Below are 16,265 nucleotides of genomic sequence, written 5' to 3' on the forward strand. Positions count from 1 at the left end.
CATCACAGACCCCGAGAGTCTCGACGCTGGACCAAAAGCAGCCGGTGGGCGAAGCGATAGTTAATGAGTAGCTATGCTTAGTCTGTTGCGCAAACTGATTGTGCAGCCGGGAATTGCAGACACCCGTGTCGATCGCCGCCCCACTGGTCCTCCATAGGCAGCCGCGAAATATGACGTCCTTGGTCTCATCGATCATCGAGTTACTCACGGCGCACCCGCATATCGTGTATCTGGCCGTGTTTCTCCTGGCACTTTCCGAGTCAATCCCGATTATCGGTGTCGTCGTTCCCGGCACCGCCGTGATTCTTGCGCTCAGCACCCTGGTGCCGAGCGGCGTGTTATTGCTCTGGCCGTTGCTGATCGCCGCCACGTCAGGCGCCATTGCGGGGGATGGTCTTTCGTTCTGGCTCGGGCACCGATACCGCCGCGAGATTCTTGGCCTCTGGCCACTGAACCGGCATCCTGAGCTGATTCAGCGCAGCGAAGCCTTTTTCAACCGTCATCGCGATAAAAGTGTCTTTTTCGCGCGCTTCACACCGGGCGTCCGCGCCTTCGTTCCGCTCCTCGCCGGCACGCTGGGAATGGCGGTCAGTCGGTTTTATGCCGTCAATGTCGTGTCGGCGCTCGCCTGGGCTCCGTCGCATATCCTGCCCGGTGTGCTCGTCGGCGCGACGTTCAGCATTCTCGGTGCAGCTGCAAAGCCGCTCGCGATCTTGCTGACCGTTCTAGTCGCGGTGGGCTGGGTGGTCCTGCATATCGTGCGCTGGGCGCTGCATCGCGGCATCCCCTACTTCATCGTCGCAGTGCAGCGGTTGCGGGGCTGGACCGGCGCCCACGACACCTGGCTGAGCCGCAGTCTCACTCACTTTCTCGATCCTTCACGGCCCGAAGCACGGGCTCTCGCACTGTCGACGGTCCTGCTCGTCGGTGCCGCGTGGCTTTTCTTCGGTGTCCTTGAAGACATCATCAACGGTGACCCGTTGCTGCTTGCAGATAGCGCGATATACCGAGCGCTCCAGGATCTTCGCACTGCACCAGGTAATGCGGTGATGATCGCCATCACAGAACTCGGCGACACCAAGGTCGTGCTGGCGGTCACGATTGTTGTCTTGCTGTGGCTCATGTGGAAACGCGCCTGGCGTACGGCTGCCTATTGGCTGATTGCGATCGCCGGCGCTTCGGCACTCAACATTGCCATCAAAGTAGCGTTGTATCGAACTCGCCCCGCAGAAATTCTCTATTCCGGGTGGAGTGCCTTTTCCTTTCCCAGCGGCCATAGCACGATCAATGTCGTGCTATACGGTTTCCTCGCCTTCCTCATCGCGCGTGATACCCGCCCGGCGCGACGCCTCGTGGTGGCTCTTGGCGCTGCCACCCTGATATTTCTAATTGCATTCTCGCGCCTCTACCTCGGGGCGCATTGGCTTTCCGACGTGCTCGGGGGGCTGGCATTCGGATCCGCGTGGCTGGCGCTACTCAGCCTCTTCTACCTGCGGCGGCAGGCCGAGCACATTGGCTCAGCGGGGTTGCTCGCCCTTGGATGTATGACACTTCTGCTCGCCGGCGGCTTCAATATCTATCGTAACCATACGACGGACAGCAGTCGTTATGCCGTCAAGGTGGGAACGTTGACCTTAGCTGCCACCGATTGGTGGACGTCGGATTGGCAGCAACTGCCGGTGCGGCGTATCGACCTCACTGGAGAGACGAATGAACCACTGACGTTTCAGTGGGCCGGTGGTCTGCCGGAGTTGCAAGATGTCCTGCAGCGCAACGGATGGCGCACCACAGCAACATGGACACTGTTGAATACCCTGAACTGGTTTACCGTCCAGGCTGACCCTGCCGATCTTCCGGTCATCCCCCTTTTCGCCAGTGGCCGCCTTCCCAGTCTGACTCTCGTTCGACCGTATAACGATGGTGGATCTGCCGGTTCGCGTCTGGTGCTTCGATTGTGGGTCGTCGATATCGAGCTCACAAATGGGCGAACTATACCGCTGTGGATTGGCTCGGTTGTCGAGGAGCGTTTCTATCATCCCCTGGCCCTCGTCACGTTAACGTCAACACAGCCTGACGCGAATACACCGCGCAGAATGCTAGCGGCCGTTCTTGAGGGTGGGCGGCTCGTATCCCGGACCGAAGGAATGGCAGATGCGGATTGGGATGGGCAGGTCCTGTTAGCTCGCACGGTGAGACTTGGGCGAGGCGGTTGAACCCGCCTTGTCCGAGCAGGAGAAGACCTCATGAACACACGGGACAATCGACGTTTCACTCTGCCAGTCTTCGCGATCCTGCTGACTGCGTTAGCCGTCATGGGCTTCGCAAGTCTTCGCTACTGTCAGGCCGCCGACGAGTTGCCGACTAACGACCTGCCTCTGAAGCACGTCGCCGACATTCCATTGCCCGGTGGCGCCACTCGGCTCGACTACGAGAGCTACGATCCAGAGCGCAACCTGATGTTCATCGCTCATCTTGGTGACGGTGAAGTTATCGCCTTTGACATGCGCGAGTCCCGCGTTGTCGGGCGCATTGCGAACGTCTCGTCGGTACACGGTGTGCTCGTTATTCCTGAGTTGTCACGCGTCTACGCTTCGGCGACGGGTACGAACGAAATCGTTGCGATAGACGAAGCGACCCTGGCAATTGTCAGTCGCATACCAGGCGGCATCGCTGGAGAGGCCGGCATTGTGTCGATGTTCCACGTGAAGGGGGCAGTGGTCACGAAAATCGGCAATGGCAGCGTGGGCCCGCGTGCGCATGTCGTTGCCGTGGATGCCGCGACACACCGCTCGTATTTTCAGCTCAAGGATATCGACGGGCACCCGGTACTACGGATTATGGAGCCCCGTTAGCGGATTGAATCGACTCTAGTTCCGACCGTGCTAGATGTCGGGCCTGAACTTACTCCTGCCTGACAATATCGACCGAGATCTCCACCGCCGCAATCGTGCCTCTGTTCTCAAGCCAGTGCGTGGTATTCCTGTCCTCGGGCCAACCCACGCCCGGCCCATAGTCCGTGGCGACGCCATTTCGATGGTCAGTGATAGTTCCTTGCAGTATGTAAACGGTGCCGGGTCTGTCTTTATGGTTGTGAACCGGCCCAAAGACGCCTCCAGGCTCGATGGTCACCATACGCATTCTAAGCTGGCGCCCTGCCATGCCTTCGATCTCGGGGCCAAGGTCAACCGTTGCCAGTAACTTCACCGCAACGCCTTGTGTTTCAGGTGCTACCTGTTCGTCGCTCATCGTGCTCTCCTCTCTGTACATACAGGGCTTGAATAGAAGTAAAGCCCCTAAGAACCGACAGAGAGGTAAATCCGCCCAACGACGGTCGCCCATCCGGACAAATGTCGCCGATGGTCGTTACATTTCGCTTGTCACCGGCGTTTGGCTAAGCTGAATAAATCGGGGGTGAACTGAAACCTGAGTGATGGCGGCCATCAGCGGACCTGGATTGGCATCAAGACGGTACTCCCGAAGGAGACGACTATGTATGCAGTTATAAGAACCTACCTGGGTGCTGGCGCAAAGGATCTTTTCGAGTTTCTGGAAAAGCGCAATGCCGATGTCGAAGCGGCCCTGCGGACAGTGCCCGGCCTCGTAAGCTACACACTGCTCAATACGGGTGATGGCGGCACGGCGGTGACTGTTTGCACAGACAAGACCGGCACCGATGCAAGCTTGAAAGTGGCGCGCGAATGGATTCAGAAAAATGCTTCGCATATTCAAGCGAAACCGCCGATCGTGACGGAAGGTCCGGTGATTGTGCAGATAAAATAGATTCAACCGGTCGATGCAACACACTAGACACTGTGTAAACAGGAGGCGTGTTGCATCGACGGAATACATCGCGCTCAAAGCTACAACAACCCCATGGGCAAACCCGATCATAGCGCTCTATGATTGAACCCCATGACGACCTCTCTTCCGATCCGCCAACCCTGCCCTCCCGGTGCTTGCATCTGCGAGCGTGAGCAGCTGTTGGAAACCCCCGGCACGGACCTGCGCATCCTGAGCCTGACCCAGTCGGAAGAGAAACGCCTGATCGAACGCCTGGAAAACCTCCAGAGCCTGAGCGACCTGGAGCGTCTGCAACGGCGAATGTATGAGCAGTTGGGTCTGCGCGTGGAGATCGCTCCGGGCTTCAATGAAGTGCGCACCATGCGCGGTATCAACATCACCTTGGGCGAACTGCCGGGCCTGTGCCGCAAAACCCGTCAGTCGATCCCGGCGGCCATTCGCCGAGGGCTGGAGAAGCATCCGGAAGTTGCCTACGAGCTGCTCAATGCCAACGACTTGTTGCGTGATGCCTGATGGCTTGCACCGTTATCCCGATACGTTCATTAGAATGCCCTGAAACAGGATCAGCGGTCGTACACGCGACACGGTCCGCTGCTATGCCTTCTCATGGGAGAACAGGTTTCAGGCCAGCCAGGACGTAGCTGGAAACTCAGGCGTGACCGTGGCCCCGGCGCCAGCCAGGAACGCGAAGATCAAAGGTGCCAGTCCGTAGCAGGAGGTGGCAGATGTTATTCATGGTCCGTTGGTCCATCAGTCCGCAGCAACGTAACAGCGCGATCGAACGTTTTCTCAAGACCGGTGGTGCCCCACCCGCAGGCGTCAAAATGCTGGGGCGCTGGCATGCCGTCGGCGGCTCCAGCGGCGTGGGCATTGCCGAGGCCAGTGATCCAGTGGCGATTCAGAAGTGGGTGCTGGAATGGAGCGACCTCATGAACATGGAAGTCCACGCCGCATTGACCGATGAACAGGTGGCGCCGCTGCTCGCTGCCGCAGTGGGCAAGCAATAGTTGTTGTGGTGAGGGGGCTTGCCCCCGTTGGGCTGCGAAGCGGCCCCAAAATCTCTGATGTACCAAAGATTTTGTGAGTGCTACGCACTCAAACGGGGCGGTGCGGCGTTCCGACAAGCCTCCTCGCCACATCCCTTCTGATTCACTATTTTTTCATCCCGATCCGTCGCCGCATCTCGGCGGTAATCGTCTGCCGGGTTTTCTTCAGGTCGGCCCAGGGTTCATCGCCCACTTCGGCCAGGCGCTCATGCACGGTGTGCAGGTTCCATTGATTGGCGCCCTTGAGCTCAGCCACTTCTTCGCGAAAGATCGGTACCGACACTGGCAACCCTTCGCGGCTGCGCACAGCATAAGCGCAGATCGTGGTGGCGCCGAGGCCGTTGCGCAGGTAATCGATGAAGATGCGCCCAATCCGGTTTTTCGGCCCCGACACCGCGGAAAATCGTTCCGGCAGCAGCTTGGCCATGTGACTGACAATCGCGTGGCTGAAGTCCTTGACCTCGTCCCAACCGTGTTTGCGGGTGAGCGGTACGACCAGGTGAATCCCCTTGCCGCCGCTGGTCTTGAGAAACGCCTTGAGCCCCAGCTCATCCAGCACCGTGAGGATCAGCCGGGTCGCTTCGATCATGCTCTTCCAGGGCAGCGCCGGGTCCGGGTCGAGGTCGAGGACGAAGCGGTCGGGCTTGTCCAGATCGACCGACGTGGCGTTCCAGGTGTGCAGCTCCACGGTGCTCATCTGCACCGCGCCAATCAGGGCTTCGGCACTGTTGATGACCATCATCGGTTGGCCGGTCAGTGCCTTGTCCAGAGTGATAATGCCGGGTATGGCCAGATTCTCGGCGTTCTTCTGAAAGAACAGTTCGCCGGCGATGCCGTCCGGTGCGCGCACCAGCGCCACCGGCCGGTCCTTGAGTTGCGGCAGAATCCACTCGGCGACACTGGCGTAATACTCCGCCAATTGCATCTTGGTGGTGCCGCTGCTGGCATCGATCACCCGATCCGGATGCGTGATGCGCACCTTGCCCTGCTCCAGGCCGACTTGTGACGGTGCTGCTTGGGAGGTTTTAGTTTTAGTGGTTGAGGTTTTCACGGTTGTCGGACGCTCCTCGGTGATGTCGGCGGCAGGCTTGTCCTCGCGCAGCCCATGGAACACGGCCTGGCGCACCGAGCCGTCCTTCGTCATCTCGGCGAAGGCCACTTCCGCCAGCAAAACGGGTTTGAGCCAATGCACCCCCTTGGCTTCAACACCGGTGGGCGGGTTGACCACCGAGGGCTTTTTCGTCTGCAGCGGTTTCAGTTGTTCGTAAAGACGCTTGAGGCTCGCCTCGCTGAATCCGGTGCCGACCTTGCCCGCATAGCGCAATTCCCCGCTGTCACGGTCGTGCAGCCCCAGCAGCAACGCGCCAAAAGCACTGCGCGAGCCTTTGGGATCGGTGAAGCCGACCACGATGAATTCCTGCCGATGCTTGCACTTTAGTTTGATCCAGTCACTGCTGCGCCGGGACACGTAAGGCGAGCCCAGGCGTTTGCCAATCAACCCTTCCATGTGCATTTTGCAGACGCTGTCGAGTAACGCCTCCGGGGACTCGTTGAACGTGTCGGAGAACCGCAACAGCGGGTTTTCAGTGGGCTTGAGCACGGTCGCCAGCGTCACCCTGCGCGCTTCGACGGGGACTTCGCGCAGGTCCACGCCGTTGAGGTAAGGCAAATCGAACAGGTAGTAAACGATGCTGGCGCTACGACCGGCATCGAAGGCGTTTTGCAGCGCCTGAAAATCCGGAACGCCCTGCTCGTCCGCCACCACCATTTCGCCGTCGAGCCAAGCCGATTCCAAGCCCAACGCCGCCAGCGCTGCAGCCTGCTCCGGCAATTTGTGAGTCCAGTCGTGACCGTTGCGGGTGAAGAGTTTGACCTCATCGTGGTCGATGCGCGCCATGACCCGGTAGCCGTCGAACTTGATCTCATAGCTCCATTCGCCGTCCGGCGCGGACTCCACCAGTGTCGCCAATTCGGGTTTGAGCAGCTCCGGCAGCCTGGCTTTACGAGCGCCTTTCAGCTGTGATGAGCGCTCTCTGCGCGCCCTCGCCGCTGGCTTTTTTACGGGACTGGGTTTCGACTTGGCGACAATGGTGCGATCGCTGAGTACGCTGTCGGGCTCGGCGGCGACCACGTCGTAATCGCTTTCGGGCCTGGCCGCGCCGTCCTGATGTTTGATCAGAAACCATTGCTCCTGCTTGCCCGGCATGTGCGTGCGCACGAGGTTCCACAGGCCGCCGAGCTTCTCCCCTTGCAACTCGAATTTCAGCCGGCCCTTGGCGTACGCCTTGGCTGGGTCGTCCTGGGGAATCCACACCCCACGGTCCCAAACGATCACCTCGCCGGCGCCGTAATGCCCTTCGGGAATGGTGCCCTCAAACGTGGCGTAATCGAGCGGATGGTCTTCGACGTGGATTGCCAGGCGCTTGACCTTGGGGTCCAGCGACGGGCCTTTCGGCACGGCCCAACTTTTCAGCGCGCCATCGAGCTCCAGGCGAAAGTCATAGTGCAGGTGCGAGGCGTCATGTTTCTGAATGCAGAATTGCAGCGCATGATCCTTCACCGCTTTTTTGCCCGAACGCTTGGCGGCGGCCGGTTCCGGAGTCGCCATAAAGTCACGCATGCGGTTGTAATCGTCCAGGGTCTTGTTCATGGCTTAACGGGGGCTCGCTGGCGGACGCTGAATCGGCATGTCTCTACATCAGCAGAGCGACAGGTCCGGAAAAAAATTCCATCGCCACTGGAATTGCCCGGACAGACGGCTGGGTCTATCGGGATGATCGCTCATAGCCTTGATGCGCAACTTCTTGCGCAGTTATTCGCCCCAAAAACACCTCAACAAAGCTGAACGCCAGGTGGATCAAGCCCTCCAGCCGAGTGCGCAACTTCTTGCGCATCACTGCGCAAGAAGTTGCGCACTTTTTCAGGTGATCGCTGCCGAAAAACCTCTCCACGTTTAAAAAACAGCCTCAACCACCTGATTTATATGACAAAAAACATTTATGGCACGCTCCTTGATAACAATCAGGCACCCACCGGGCGATACCGCCTCCCGGGCACCCTAACTTTTAGCAAGGAGCACATCCATGGCTACACCAGCGTACATGTCCGTTACCGGCGAAAAACAAGGCCTGATCACTGCCGGCGCATTCACCGCCGACTCCGTTGGCAACACCTACCAGGAAGGCCACGAAGACCAGGTCATGGTTCAGGCGTTCAGCCACGACGTGATCATCCCGCGTGACCCACAGTCCGGCCAACCGACCGGTCAGCGTGTACACAAGCCAGTCGTGATCACCAAGGTCTACGACAAGTCTTCGCCACTGCTGCAAGCGGCGCTGACCTCCGGCGAACGCATGAGCGAAATCGTTATCCAGTGGTACCGCACTTCGGCTCAAGGTACCCAAGAGCACTACTACACCACCAAACTGGAAGACGCGATCATCGTCGCCATCAACAACAAAATGCACAACTGCCAGGATCCGTCGAACTCGCACTTCACGCACCTGGAAGAAGTGCAATTCACCTACCGCAAAATCACCTGGACCCACGAAGTATCCGGTACTTCGGGTTCCGATGACTGGCGTGTTCCAGTCGCTTAATCGCGGCTGACGGTTCCAAACATCGGCCAGCTCTGCTGGTCGATGTCATTTGCGCCTTCCAGGAATTTTCGCGTCCGTTGATCCGGCTTTCGGGTGTCAACGCGCGCCGCAGCACTGCACGAGGAACAAGGGATGTTCGCGCCGGCCAATCAGACTCACTTTGCCCTGACTGTCGAAGGTCTGGAAAACGATCTCCAGGTCCTTGCCCTGCAAGGTCGGGAAGCCATCAGCCAGCCTTTTGTGTTTGAGGTGGAGCTGGTCAGTGAGCAGCCGTCCCTGGACCTCGAAACGCTATTGCACAAACCAGCCTTCTTGCAGCTCTCGCCTGATGGCAGCGGCATTCATGGCCAGATCTACCGCGCCGCCCAGGGCGATTCGGGCAAACGCTTGACCCGCTACGCTGTGACCCTGCGTCCGCAGCTGTCCTACCTGGCGCACCGCATCAACCAACGCATCTTCCAGAACCTCACCGTGCCGAAAATCATCGGCATGGTCCTCGAAGAGCACGGTATCCAGAGCAATGCCTACGAATTCAAAGTCGGGGCGATTTATCCCGAGCGCATTTACTGCGTTCAGTACGATGAATCGGACCTGCAATTCATTCAGCGTCTGTGCGAGGAAGAAGGTATCCATTACCACTTCCAACACAGCGCCACGACCCACAAGCTGGTGTTCGGCGATGACCAGACGGTGTTCCCGAAACTCGCGCCCGTGGCCTACCAGCAAGACTCCGGCATGGTCGCCAACGACCCGGTAATCAAGCGCTTCGACCTGCGCCTGGAAACCCGCACCAGCCGCACCACCCGCCGCGATTACGACTTCGAAAAACCACGGCTGAAGCTGGAAAGCGAGAACCGTGGCGACGCCCTGCCCGACCTCGAAGACTACGACTACCCCGGCCGTTTCATCGACCGCGAACGCGGCAAGCACCTGGCCAAACGCGCCCTCGAGCGTCACCGCAGCGACTTCCAGTTAGCCGAAGGCCGCAGCGATCAGCCGTTGCTGGTCAGCGGCCACTTCCTGGCCCTGACCCAACACCCCAAGGCCAAGTGGAACGACCTGTGGCTGCTGACCGAAATCCTCCACGAAGGCAAACAGCCGCAAGTGCTCGAAGAGTCGGTGACCAGCAGCACCACCAACCTCAAAGACGATTTCCACCAGGGCTACCGCAACCGCTTCCAGGCCACCCCCTGGGACGTGCCGAACCGTCCGCCGCTGAACCACCCCAAGCCACGGATCCTCGGCAGCCAGAGCGCCGTGGTCACCGGGCCAAAAGGTGAAGAGATCCACTGCGACCGATACGGCCGCGTCAAAGTGCAATTCCATTGGGACCGCGAAGGTCAGGCCGACGACAAGACCAGCTGCTGGCTGCGCGTCTCCTCCGCCTGGGCCGGCGCCCATTACGGCGGCATCGCCATTCCACGCATCGGCATGGAAGTGTTGGTCACTTTCCTTGAAGGCGACCCCGACCAACCGCTGATCAGCGGCTGCCTGTACCACAAGGAAAACGTCGTCCCGTACGCCCTACCGGCGAACAAGACCCGCAGCACCTTCAAAACCCTGAGTTCTCCGGGCGGCGGTGGATTCAACGAGCTGCGCATCGAAGACAAAAAAGGCCAGGAACAGATCTTCCTGCACGCCCAGCGCGACTGGGACGAGAACGTCGAACACGACCAGAAAATCCGCGTCGGCAACGAACGCCACGACACCGTCGAGCAAAACAGCTACAGCGAATTCAAGGCCGAAGAACACCACACCGTCTACGCCGATCGCAAAGTCGAAGCCCGCGCCAACGACCACCTGACCGTGGGCGTCAACCAGCACATCAAGGTCGGCACCGGCCAATTCATCGAAGCCGGCCAGGAGATCCACCTGAGCAGCGGCATGAAAGTCGTGCTCGAAGCCGGCAGCGAACTGACCCTCAAGGGCGGCGGCAGCTTCATCAAGATCGACGCCAGCGGTGTGACGCTGAGCGGACCGGTGATCAACATGAACTCCGGCGGCAGCCCCGGCAGCGGCACCGGCGCGGCACCGCTAATGCCCGGCGCGCTGAAACAGGCTGATGCCGACAAGGCTGGCTCGGTACTGACGCCGGCGCAGATTAATACGCTGAAGCGCAATGCGCCGTTCTGTGAAGAGTGCGAGAAGTGCAAGGCAGGTGCTTGTGCGATCTGATCTGATGACGCCACAGGCGTGGCTGGCTGAACGGCCGTTGCAGACGGGTGAGCGGTTGTACTTGATTGTGAGTGCGGCCAGTGATGCCGAGCCACTGAAGGCCTTCTACCAGCAACATATGGCGCCGGAACTGATTCCGATCTGGAGCGGCACGCCTTACGCCGATTGGCAGCCCGTCATGCCTTACCTCGCCGAGCTGAAACCCAATGCTGGTTTTCTGCAATGGATCACCGAAACCGATGCCCAGGACTGGGGTTGGCTGGCAGTGTCCACCAGTACGCCGGACGTGGTGTTCGAGCACCTGCGCAGTTTGACCCAGGTGCGTATGCCCGATGGGACCGAAGTGTTTTTCCGGTTCTGGGACGGGCGACATATTTACCCGATTCTTGAAGGGCTGGGTGCTGGCGCGGGTGAAGTATTGCCGGTGTTTGACCGCTATCTGATCAATGGCCAGAGCCTGGAAGTGGGGCCGAGGGCCGTGCCGCCAGCGAAGGAATGGCCTTGGTGGGAGGTGCCGCAAAAGTTGCTCGATAGTTTGACGGAAAAAGATCACACCACCGTTGTCGACAACCTGATGCAGTGGCTGGGAGAGGACTGCCCGGAACTGTTCTTCGCCTTTCCCGAAAATAACTTGCGCCAAAAGGTCGAGCGCTTCGTTCGCCAACAACTCAATACAGAAGATTTGGCAGAGCGTCTTGCTGCTCAGCTGACAAAGGAAGTCACGTCATGAATACCCCGATTGGTACCTTGGTCCTGCGCGTGCTGGACGCCAAAACCCCTGACGTGAACCTGATTCTCAAAGACTTCAAGAACTGCCTGAGCGATTACAAGGAATGGGCGGATGGCTTCCTGACCGGTTGGGCACTGGATGTCGACCAAACCTTCAAGGTCGGCAATGAAGTCAGCGTGACCAAACGCAAGACCAAAACCGGTAAGGTCGAGACCTACGCGACCTGCCCTCTGGCAGGCGACTTCACGCTGATCCACATGTTCGAGTCAGCACGATTCGTACCGATCGGCAACACACCAGTGAAACTGGAACCCGTCACCAAAGGTACTTTCTACGACGACGTCACCGGCCCCGTTATTGAAACAACGATCGGCCCGAGCGGCATCAAGGTGATCGACGGCTGCAAGAAGGGCCAGATGTATCGCATCACCTTTTTCCCGAACGTATCCCAAAGCAATGTCAAAGCACTCTACGACTCCTACCAGGGAGTGATCGGCAATCTGAACGGCTGGTTGCAAAGTGAATGGTCGAGCAAGTTCCAGCCTCAGTGGGCCAGTTACTCGGCTGCTGACCGCGCGGGCCGTTCCGTCATTCTGTTGAAACGGGCGATGGATGGTCTGGAGAAGGCGCTGCTCAGGTTGTGGGATGACATCAAAAGCCTGTTCGAACTGCTCGCACACCCAAAGGAAAACCTCGAAAAGCTGCGCAAGTACCTGTCGGATGTCGAGATCGACAAGCTCTACGCGGCGTCCAAGGAGTCCATTGCTTCGGGTCTGCTGATCCTCAGTGACGAACCATTGATGTTCATTTACGTCTCGGCGATTGTGGCGTGGGTCGGCATGCTGCCACCGCAAGTCATCGTTGACGTGGTGACGGCCATTGCGTCGGAATTCCTGATCAACGTGGTATTGGGTATTTGCCTCACTGGCGGTGCCGGGATCGCGGTGCGGGTGGGGACCAAAACCCTGTCCACGGTCAAGTCCGGCACAGCGCTCAAATACCTTGAAGAACTGGCCGCGAAACTGATGAGTCTGAGCGGCAAGCACAGCCTGCCAGCGCACGCGGAGGTTTCCAAGCCACTGATTGCCAGTGCCAAGAGCGTACCGATGAAGCCGACCAAAACGGCGGCGCTCAAAATCGACGAGGCAGCCGCCAACGGTTCTAAAAATCAGCTGCCGAAGACTACGGATACGCCGAAGCAGGAAGTGAAAGACGCTTCTTCGTTTCCGCGTGGCAAGAAAGAAAAACAGACTACTCTCGCACCAAAGGAAAAGGTCGACGACGCTTCTACTCAGTCGAAAACACCTGACGACAAAAGCGCTGCCTGTGCAAAGAAAACCTGCACCAATGGTTGCCCGGTATCGATGGTTACTGGCGAAGAGCTGCTGACGCTGACCGACGGTGAACTCGGTGGCCTGCTGCCCTTCAGCTGGACGCGCCTCTATCGCACCAGCGCCGCAGAAATCGACTGTGGCCTCGGTTACGGCTGGAGCCATGCCCTGGCGCAACGCGTCGACATCAACGACGGTGAGGTGGTCTGGACCGACCACGAAAACCGCGTCACCACCTTCCCGTTGCCCAGCGTGCAGCGCCCGGCGATCACCAACAGCCTGTCGGAAGCGGCAATTTTCCTTGGCGACGATCCGTCCGAATTGATCCTCACCCAAGCCGGCGAACGCACCCAGTTCTACCACTTCCGCTACAACAGCAAAGGCGCGACGCTGATCGCCATCAGCGACAACTACGACAACCGCCTGCACATCACCCGTGACATTCACGGACGAATCAAACGTGTCGATAACGGCGCCGGTCGCGCCCTCCTCGTGCGTTACGACCGCAAACACATCGTCGCCATCGACTACCAGCAGTTTAGCCCGGCGGATAACCTGGAAGATGCCTGGAGCACTGTCCAGACCCTGGTCACCTATGGCTACGACGCCCAGTACCGCCTGATCGAAGCCAAAAACGCAGCCGGTGAAGCCGAGCGTTATGCCTATAACGAGCAGAACGTCATTCTCGAGCGGCAACTGGCGGGTGGTGCCAGCTTCTACTGGGAATGGGAAAAAGAAGGCAAGTCAGCCCGCTGCATCCATCACTGGGCAAGCTTCTCGCAGATGGACGCGCATTACGCCTGGGATGACAAGGGCAGCGTCACCGTTACCAACGCTGACGGCAGCGAAGAGGTCTACACCCACGACGATCAGGCTCGACTGGTCGCCAAAGTCGACCCGGATGGTGCCGAACACCTGAAGGCCTACGATGACAAGGGCCGTCTGATCGCCGAAAAAGACCCACTCGGCGCCGTCACCGAATACCAGTACAACGAAGCCGGTCGACTGGTTGCGGTGATTCCGCCGGAAGACGCCACCACCACTTACGAGTACTACCACGGCTACGTCCGTGTGGTGAACCGTGGCCCGGCAAAGTGGACATACTGGCGCAACGATCAGGGCGACATCACCGAACAAGTCGACCCGGACGGCAATTCGACCCACTACAGTTACAACCGCCAGGGCCGTCTGCTGGAAATCCGTCACCCCGACGGCAGCCGTCATCAACTGGGCTGGAACAACCTCGGCCAGCTGCTCGAAGAACAGCTACCGGACGGCGGCCAGCGCAAATATCGCTACGACGCCTTGGGCCGGCAGATCACCCGTCAGGAAGAAACCGGCGCCATCACCCACTACCAATGGGACGCTGCCAACCGCCTCGCACAAATCACTTTGCCTGGCGGCGCTACGCGCGCATTCACCTACAACGCCTACGGCAAAGTCACTGCCGAACGCGATGAACTGGGCCGCGTCACCCGCTACGAATACGCCGATAACCTGCACTTGGTCAGTCGTCGCATCAATCCGGACGGCAGCCAGTTGCGCTACCGCTACGACAACTCGCGCCTGCTGCTCAGCGAGATCGAAAACGAACGTGGCGAGCACTACCACCTCGATTACTACCCGAACGGCCTGATTCAGCAGGAAACCGGCTTCGACGGTCGCCGCACTGCATACGAGTACGACCTCAACGGCCAACTGCTGAAGAAAACCGAATTCGGCGAAGACGGCAGTGAGTTGGTCACCGAATACCAGCGCGATGCCGCCGGCCGCTTGCTGGTGAAAACCCTGGCCGATGGCGAGGAAATTCACTACACCTATGATGCATTCGGCCGTTTGGTCAACGTCGACGACGGTCATTGGCCCCTCGCCTACGAATATGACCTGCAAGACCGCTTGATCACCGAACATCAGGGCTGGGGCACCACGCGTTACGAATACGACAAACTCGGCCAACTGAACCACTGCCGCCTCCCCGACGGCAGCAAACTCGACTACCGTCACCAACCCGGCGGTCGCCTGAGCAGCATCGACCTCAACGGCTCGCGCCTGACCACGCACCAGTTCAGCGCTGGTCGCGAACAACAACGCCAGCAAGGCTTGCTGCTCAGCCAATACCAATACGACGAACAAGGCCGACTGCAAGCTCACACCGTCAGCCAGCAGGACCGTAACCTGTTTCGTCGTCGCTACGCCTACGACGCAAACGGCAATCTTGCGGGTATCGACGACAGCCGCAAAGGCAACCGCAGCTACCATTACGATCCGCTCGATCGCCTGATCAGTGTGCGCGGAGCTACGCCTGAAAGCTTCGCCCACGACCCGGCGGGCAACCTCCTGGGACAAGGCGACCAGCCGGCCGCGAATCTTGCCAACGTCAAAGGCAACCGCCTGCTCATGCAGGGCGACCGCCACTATGACTACGACGCCCACGGCAACCTGATTCGCGAACGTCGCGGCACCGGGCAGAAACTCGTCACCGAATATCGTTACGACTGCCAGCACCGTTTAATCGGCGTCAGCCTCCCCGGCGGCAGCACCGCGAGCTACAAATACGACGCCTTCGGCCGACGCATCGCCAAAACCGTCGATGGCCAAACCACAGAATTCCTGTGGCAAGGCGAACGCCTCATCGCTGAAAGCGCCGACAACCGCTATCGCACTTACATTTATGAACCCGGCAGCTTCCGCCCTTTGGCGATGCTTGATGGCGAAGGCCCACTGAAAGCCACGCCGTTCTACTACCAACTCGACCACCTCGGCACCCCGCAGGAACTCACCGACTACAGCGGTGAAATCATGTGGTCGGCGAAATATCGCGCCTACGGCAACCTCGCTACGCTGGATGTCGCTGAAATCGACAACCCGCTGCGCTTCCAGGGTCAGTACTTCGACGCCGAAACGGGCTTACATTACAACCGGCATCGCTACTACAATCCGGGAACTGGACGGTATCTGACGCCGGATCCGATCAAGCTGGCGGGTGGGTTGAACAACTACCAGTACGTGCCTAACCCTACGGGATGGGTGGATCCGTTGGGGTTGAGCTGCGTTCCAAGTGATTGCCCAGATGACAGACGAGCTGAGCTGAATAAAAAATATGGCCGAACAGGGGATATCAATAACGATATCAATGCCCGTGGAAGAAAAGAGACGGCTACGGAATTTTATCGAACGCAAGGCTTTGAAGAGGCTAGCATTCCAGGCCATTTAAACGGCATAGATTTTAATCAACCGGTAAATGTAGAGACGTTAAACCGAGGAAAAACCGTTTATCAATTCCAATCGCCCGGTGCTCCACAAGGCAACTACTACTCTCTGAACCCCGCTACAACCCCATCAGAGCTAGGTATTGGCCCACTCGGAGATAATCGCGCAGCCGGCACAGTCGAGCTCAAGTTGCAAGGCATTTATCGAACCACCCAAAAAACGCCCGTATTGAAATCTACAGCCAAACCAATAGATGATACTTGGTCTGTGAAAGGGATGACGCAACCGTCATCAGGGGGCGGAACTCAAGTCTTTAGCAGTGCTAAAGGAAATTTTGAAAAAATCCAGTAATTTTTCTAATACACATCTAGGA

The 16,265-nt window shown here is 58.8% G+C and carries 11 protein-coding genes; 9 read left to right on the plus strand and 2 right to left on the minus strand.

All coding sequences use genetic code 11. The annotated features are described in order from the left end of the window. The first annotated feature begins 170 nt into the window (after positions 1-170). Together PSH69_RS18100 and PSH69_RS18105 are read left to right on the plus strand one after the other, a co-directional pair. A complete protein-coding gene (locus PSH69_RS18100; protein ID WP_305409326.1) occupies positions 171-2,213 on the plus strand; it encodes a bifunctional DedA family/phosphatase PAP2 family protein in 2,043 nt (680 codons plus the stop codon). Positions 2,214-2,243: 30 nt separating this feature from the next. Beyond that, the gene (locus PSH69_RS18105) at positions 2,244-2,852 is read left to right on the plus strand and encodes a YncE family protein (protein WP_305409327.1); all 609 of its coding nucleotides are present in this window, start codon (positions 2,244-2,246) and stop codon (positions 2,850-2,852) included. A gap of 49 nt (positions 2,853-2,901) precedes the next feature. On the opposite strand, the gene PSH69_RS18110 is transcribed toward PSH69_RS18105, so the two are convergent. After that, a complete protein-coding gene (locus tag PSH69_RS18110) occupies positions 2,902-3,246 on the minus strand; it encodes a cupin domain-containing protein (RefSeq protein ID WP_019580145.1) in 345 nt (114 codons plus the stop codon). Between the two features lie 243 nt (positions 3,247-3,489). Between PSH69_RS18110 and PSH69_RS18115 the strand changes: the two genes are divergently transcribed. The 3 genes from PSH69_RS18115 (at position 3,490) to PSH69_RS18125 (ending at position 4,808) form a co-directional block, all read left to right on the plus strand. Continuing rightward, complete coding sequence (locus tag PSH69_RS18115; protein WP_305409328.1) at positions 3,490-3,780, plus strand: hypothetical protein; 291 nt, start codon at positions 3,490-3,492, stop codon at positions 3,778-3,780. A 132-nt stretch (positions 3,781-3,912) separates the two neighbouring features. Continuing rightward, a complete protein-coding gene (locus PSH69_RS18120; protein WP_007937009.1) occupies positions 3,913-4,314 on the plus strand; it encodes a hypothetical protein in 402 nt (133 codons plus the stop codon). A 212-nt stretch (positions 4,315-4,526) separates the two neighbouring features. Continuing rightward, positions 4,527-4,808 (plus strand): DUF3303 domain-containing protein, encoded by a 282-nt coding sequence (locus PSH69_RS18125; RefSeq protein ID WP_018925598.1) that lies wholly within the window; start codon positions 4,527-4,529, stop codon positions 4,806-4,808. A 145-nt stretch (positions 4,809-4,953) separates the two neighbouring features. On the opposite strand, the gene ligD is transcribed toward PSH69_RS18125, so the two are convergent. Next, the gene (gene ligD / locus PSH69_RS18130; RefSeq protein ID WP_305409329.1) at positions 4,954-7,497 is read right to left on the minus strand and encodes a DNA ligase D; all 2,544 of its coding nucleotides are present in this window, start codon (positions 7,495-7,497) and stop codon (positions 4,954-4,956) included. A gap of 433 nt (positions 7,498-7,930) precedes the next feature. On the opposite strand from ligD, the gene PSH69_RS18135 reads away from it, so the two are divergent. From PSH69_RS18135 to PSH69_RS18150, 4 genes are all read left to right on the plus strand, one after another. Then, the gene (locus tag PSH69_RS18135) at positions 7,931-8,446 is read left to right on the plus strand and encodes an Hcp family type VI secretion system effector (protein WP_007900657.1); all 516 of its coding nucleotides are present in this window, start codon (positions 7,931-7,933) and stop codon (positions 8,444-8,446) included. Positions 8,447-8,578: 132 nt separating this feature from the next. Further along, a complete protein-coding gene (gene tssI / locus PSH69_RS18140; protein WP_305409330.1) occupies positions 8,579-10,621 on the plus strand; it encodes a type VI secretion system tip protein TssI/VgrG in 2,043 nt (680 codons plus the stop codon). 4 nt (positions 10,622-10,625) lie between these two features. Beyond that, entirely contained in the window at positions 10,626-11,351 is a 726-nt protein-coding gene (locus PSH69_RS18145) for a DUF4123 domain-containing protein (protein WP_370695266.1), read from the plus strand. After that, entirely contained in the window at positions 11,348-16,243 is a 4,896-nt protein-coding gene (locus PSH69_RS18150; protein WP_305409332.1) for a polymorphic toxin type 46 domain-containing protein, read from the plus strand. The genes PSH69_RS18145 and PSH69_RS18150 overlap by 4 nt, the downstream gene beginning before the upstream one ends. Positions 16,244-16,265 lie beyond the last annotated feature (22 nt).

Source organism: Pseudomonas sp. FP1740, from assembly GCF_030687165.1.
In the GTDB taxonomy this organism is placed as follows: domain Bacteria; phylum Pseudomonadota; class Gammaproteobacteria; order Pseudomonadales; family Pseudomonadaceae; genus Aquipseudomonas.

Coding starts and splice junctions, on each gene's coding strand:
- PSH69_RS18100 (WP_305409326.1), top strand. CDS start 171: ATGACGTCCTTGGTCTCATCGATCATCGAGTTACTCACGGCGCACCCG.
- PSH69_RS18105 (WP_305409327.1), top strand. CDS start 2,244: ATGAACACACGGGACAATCGACGTTTCACTCTGCCAGTCTTCGCGATC.
- PSH69_RS18110 (WP_019580145.1), bottom strand. CDS start 3,246: ATGAGCGACGAACAGGTAGCACCTGAAACACAAGGCGTTGCGGTGAAG.
- PSH69_RS18115 (WP_305409328.1), top strand. CDS start 3,490: ATGTATGCAGTTATAAGAACCTACCTGGGTGCTGGCGCAAAGGATCTT.
- PSH69_RS18120 (WP_007937009.1), top strand. CDS start 3,913: ATGACGACCTCTCTTCCGATCCGCCAACCCTGCCCTCCCGGTGCTTGC.
- PSH69_RS18125 (WP_018925598.1), top strand. CDS start 4,527: ATGTTATTCATGGTCCGTTGGTCCATCAGTCCGCAGCAACGTAACAGC.
- ligD (WP_305409329.1), bottom strand. CDS start 7,497: ATGAACAAGACCCTGGACGATTACAACCGCATGCGTGACTTTATGGCG.
- PSH69_RS18135 (WP_007900657.1), top strand. CDS start 7,931: ATGGCTACACCAGCGTACATGTCCGTTACCGGCGAAAAACAAGGCCTG.
- tssI (WP_305409330.1), top strand. CDS start 8,579: ATGTTCGCGCCGGCCAATCAGACTCACTTTGCCCTGACTGTCGAAGGT.
- PSH69_RS18145 (WP_370695266.1), top strand. CDS start 10,626: ATGACGCCACAGGCGTGGCTGGCTGAACGGCCGTTGCAGACGGGTGAG.
- PSH69_RS18150 (WP_305409332.1), top strand. CDS start 11,348: ATGAATACCCCGATTGGTACCTTGGTCCTGCGCGTGCTGGACGCCAAA.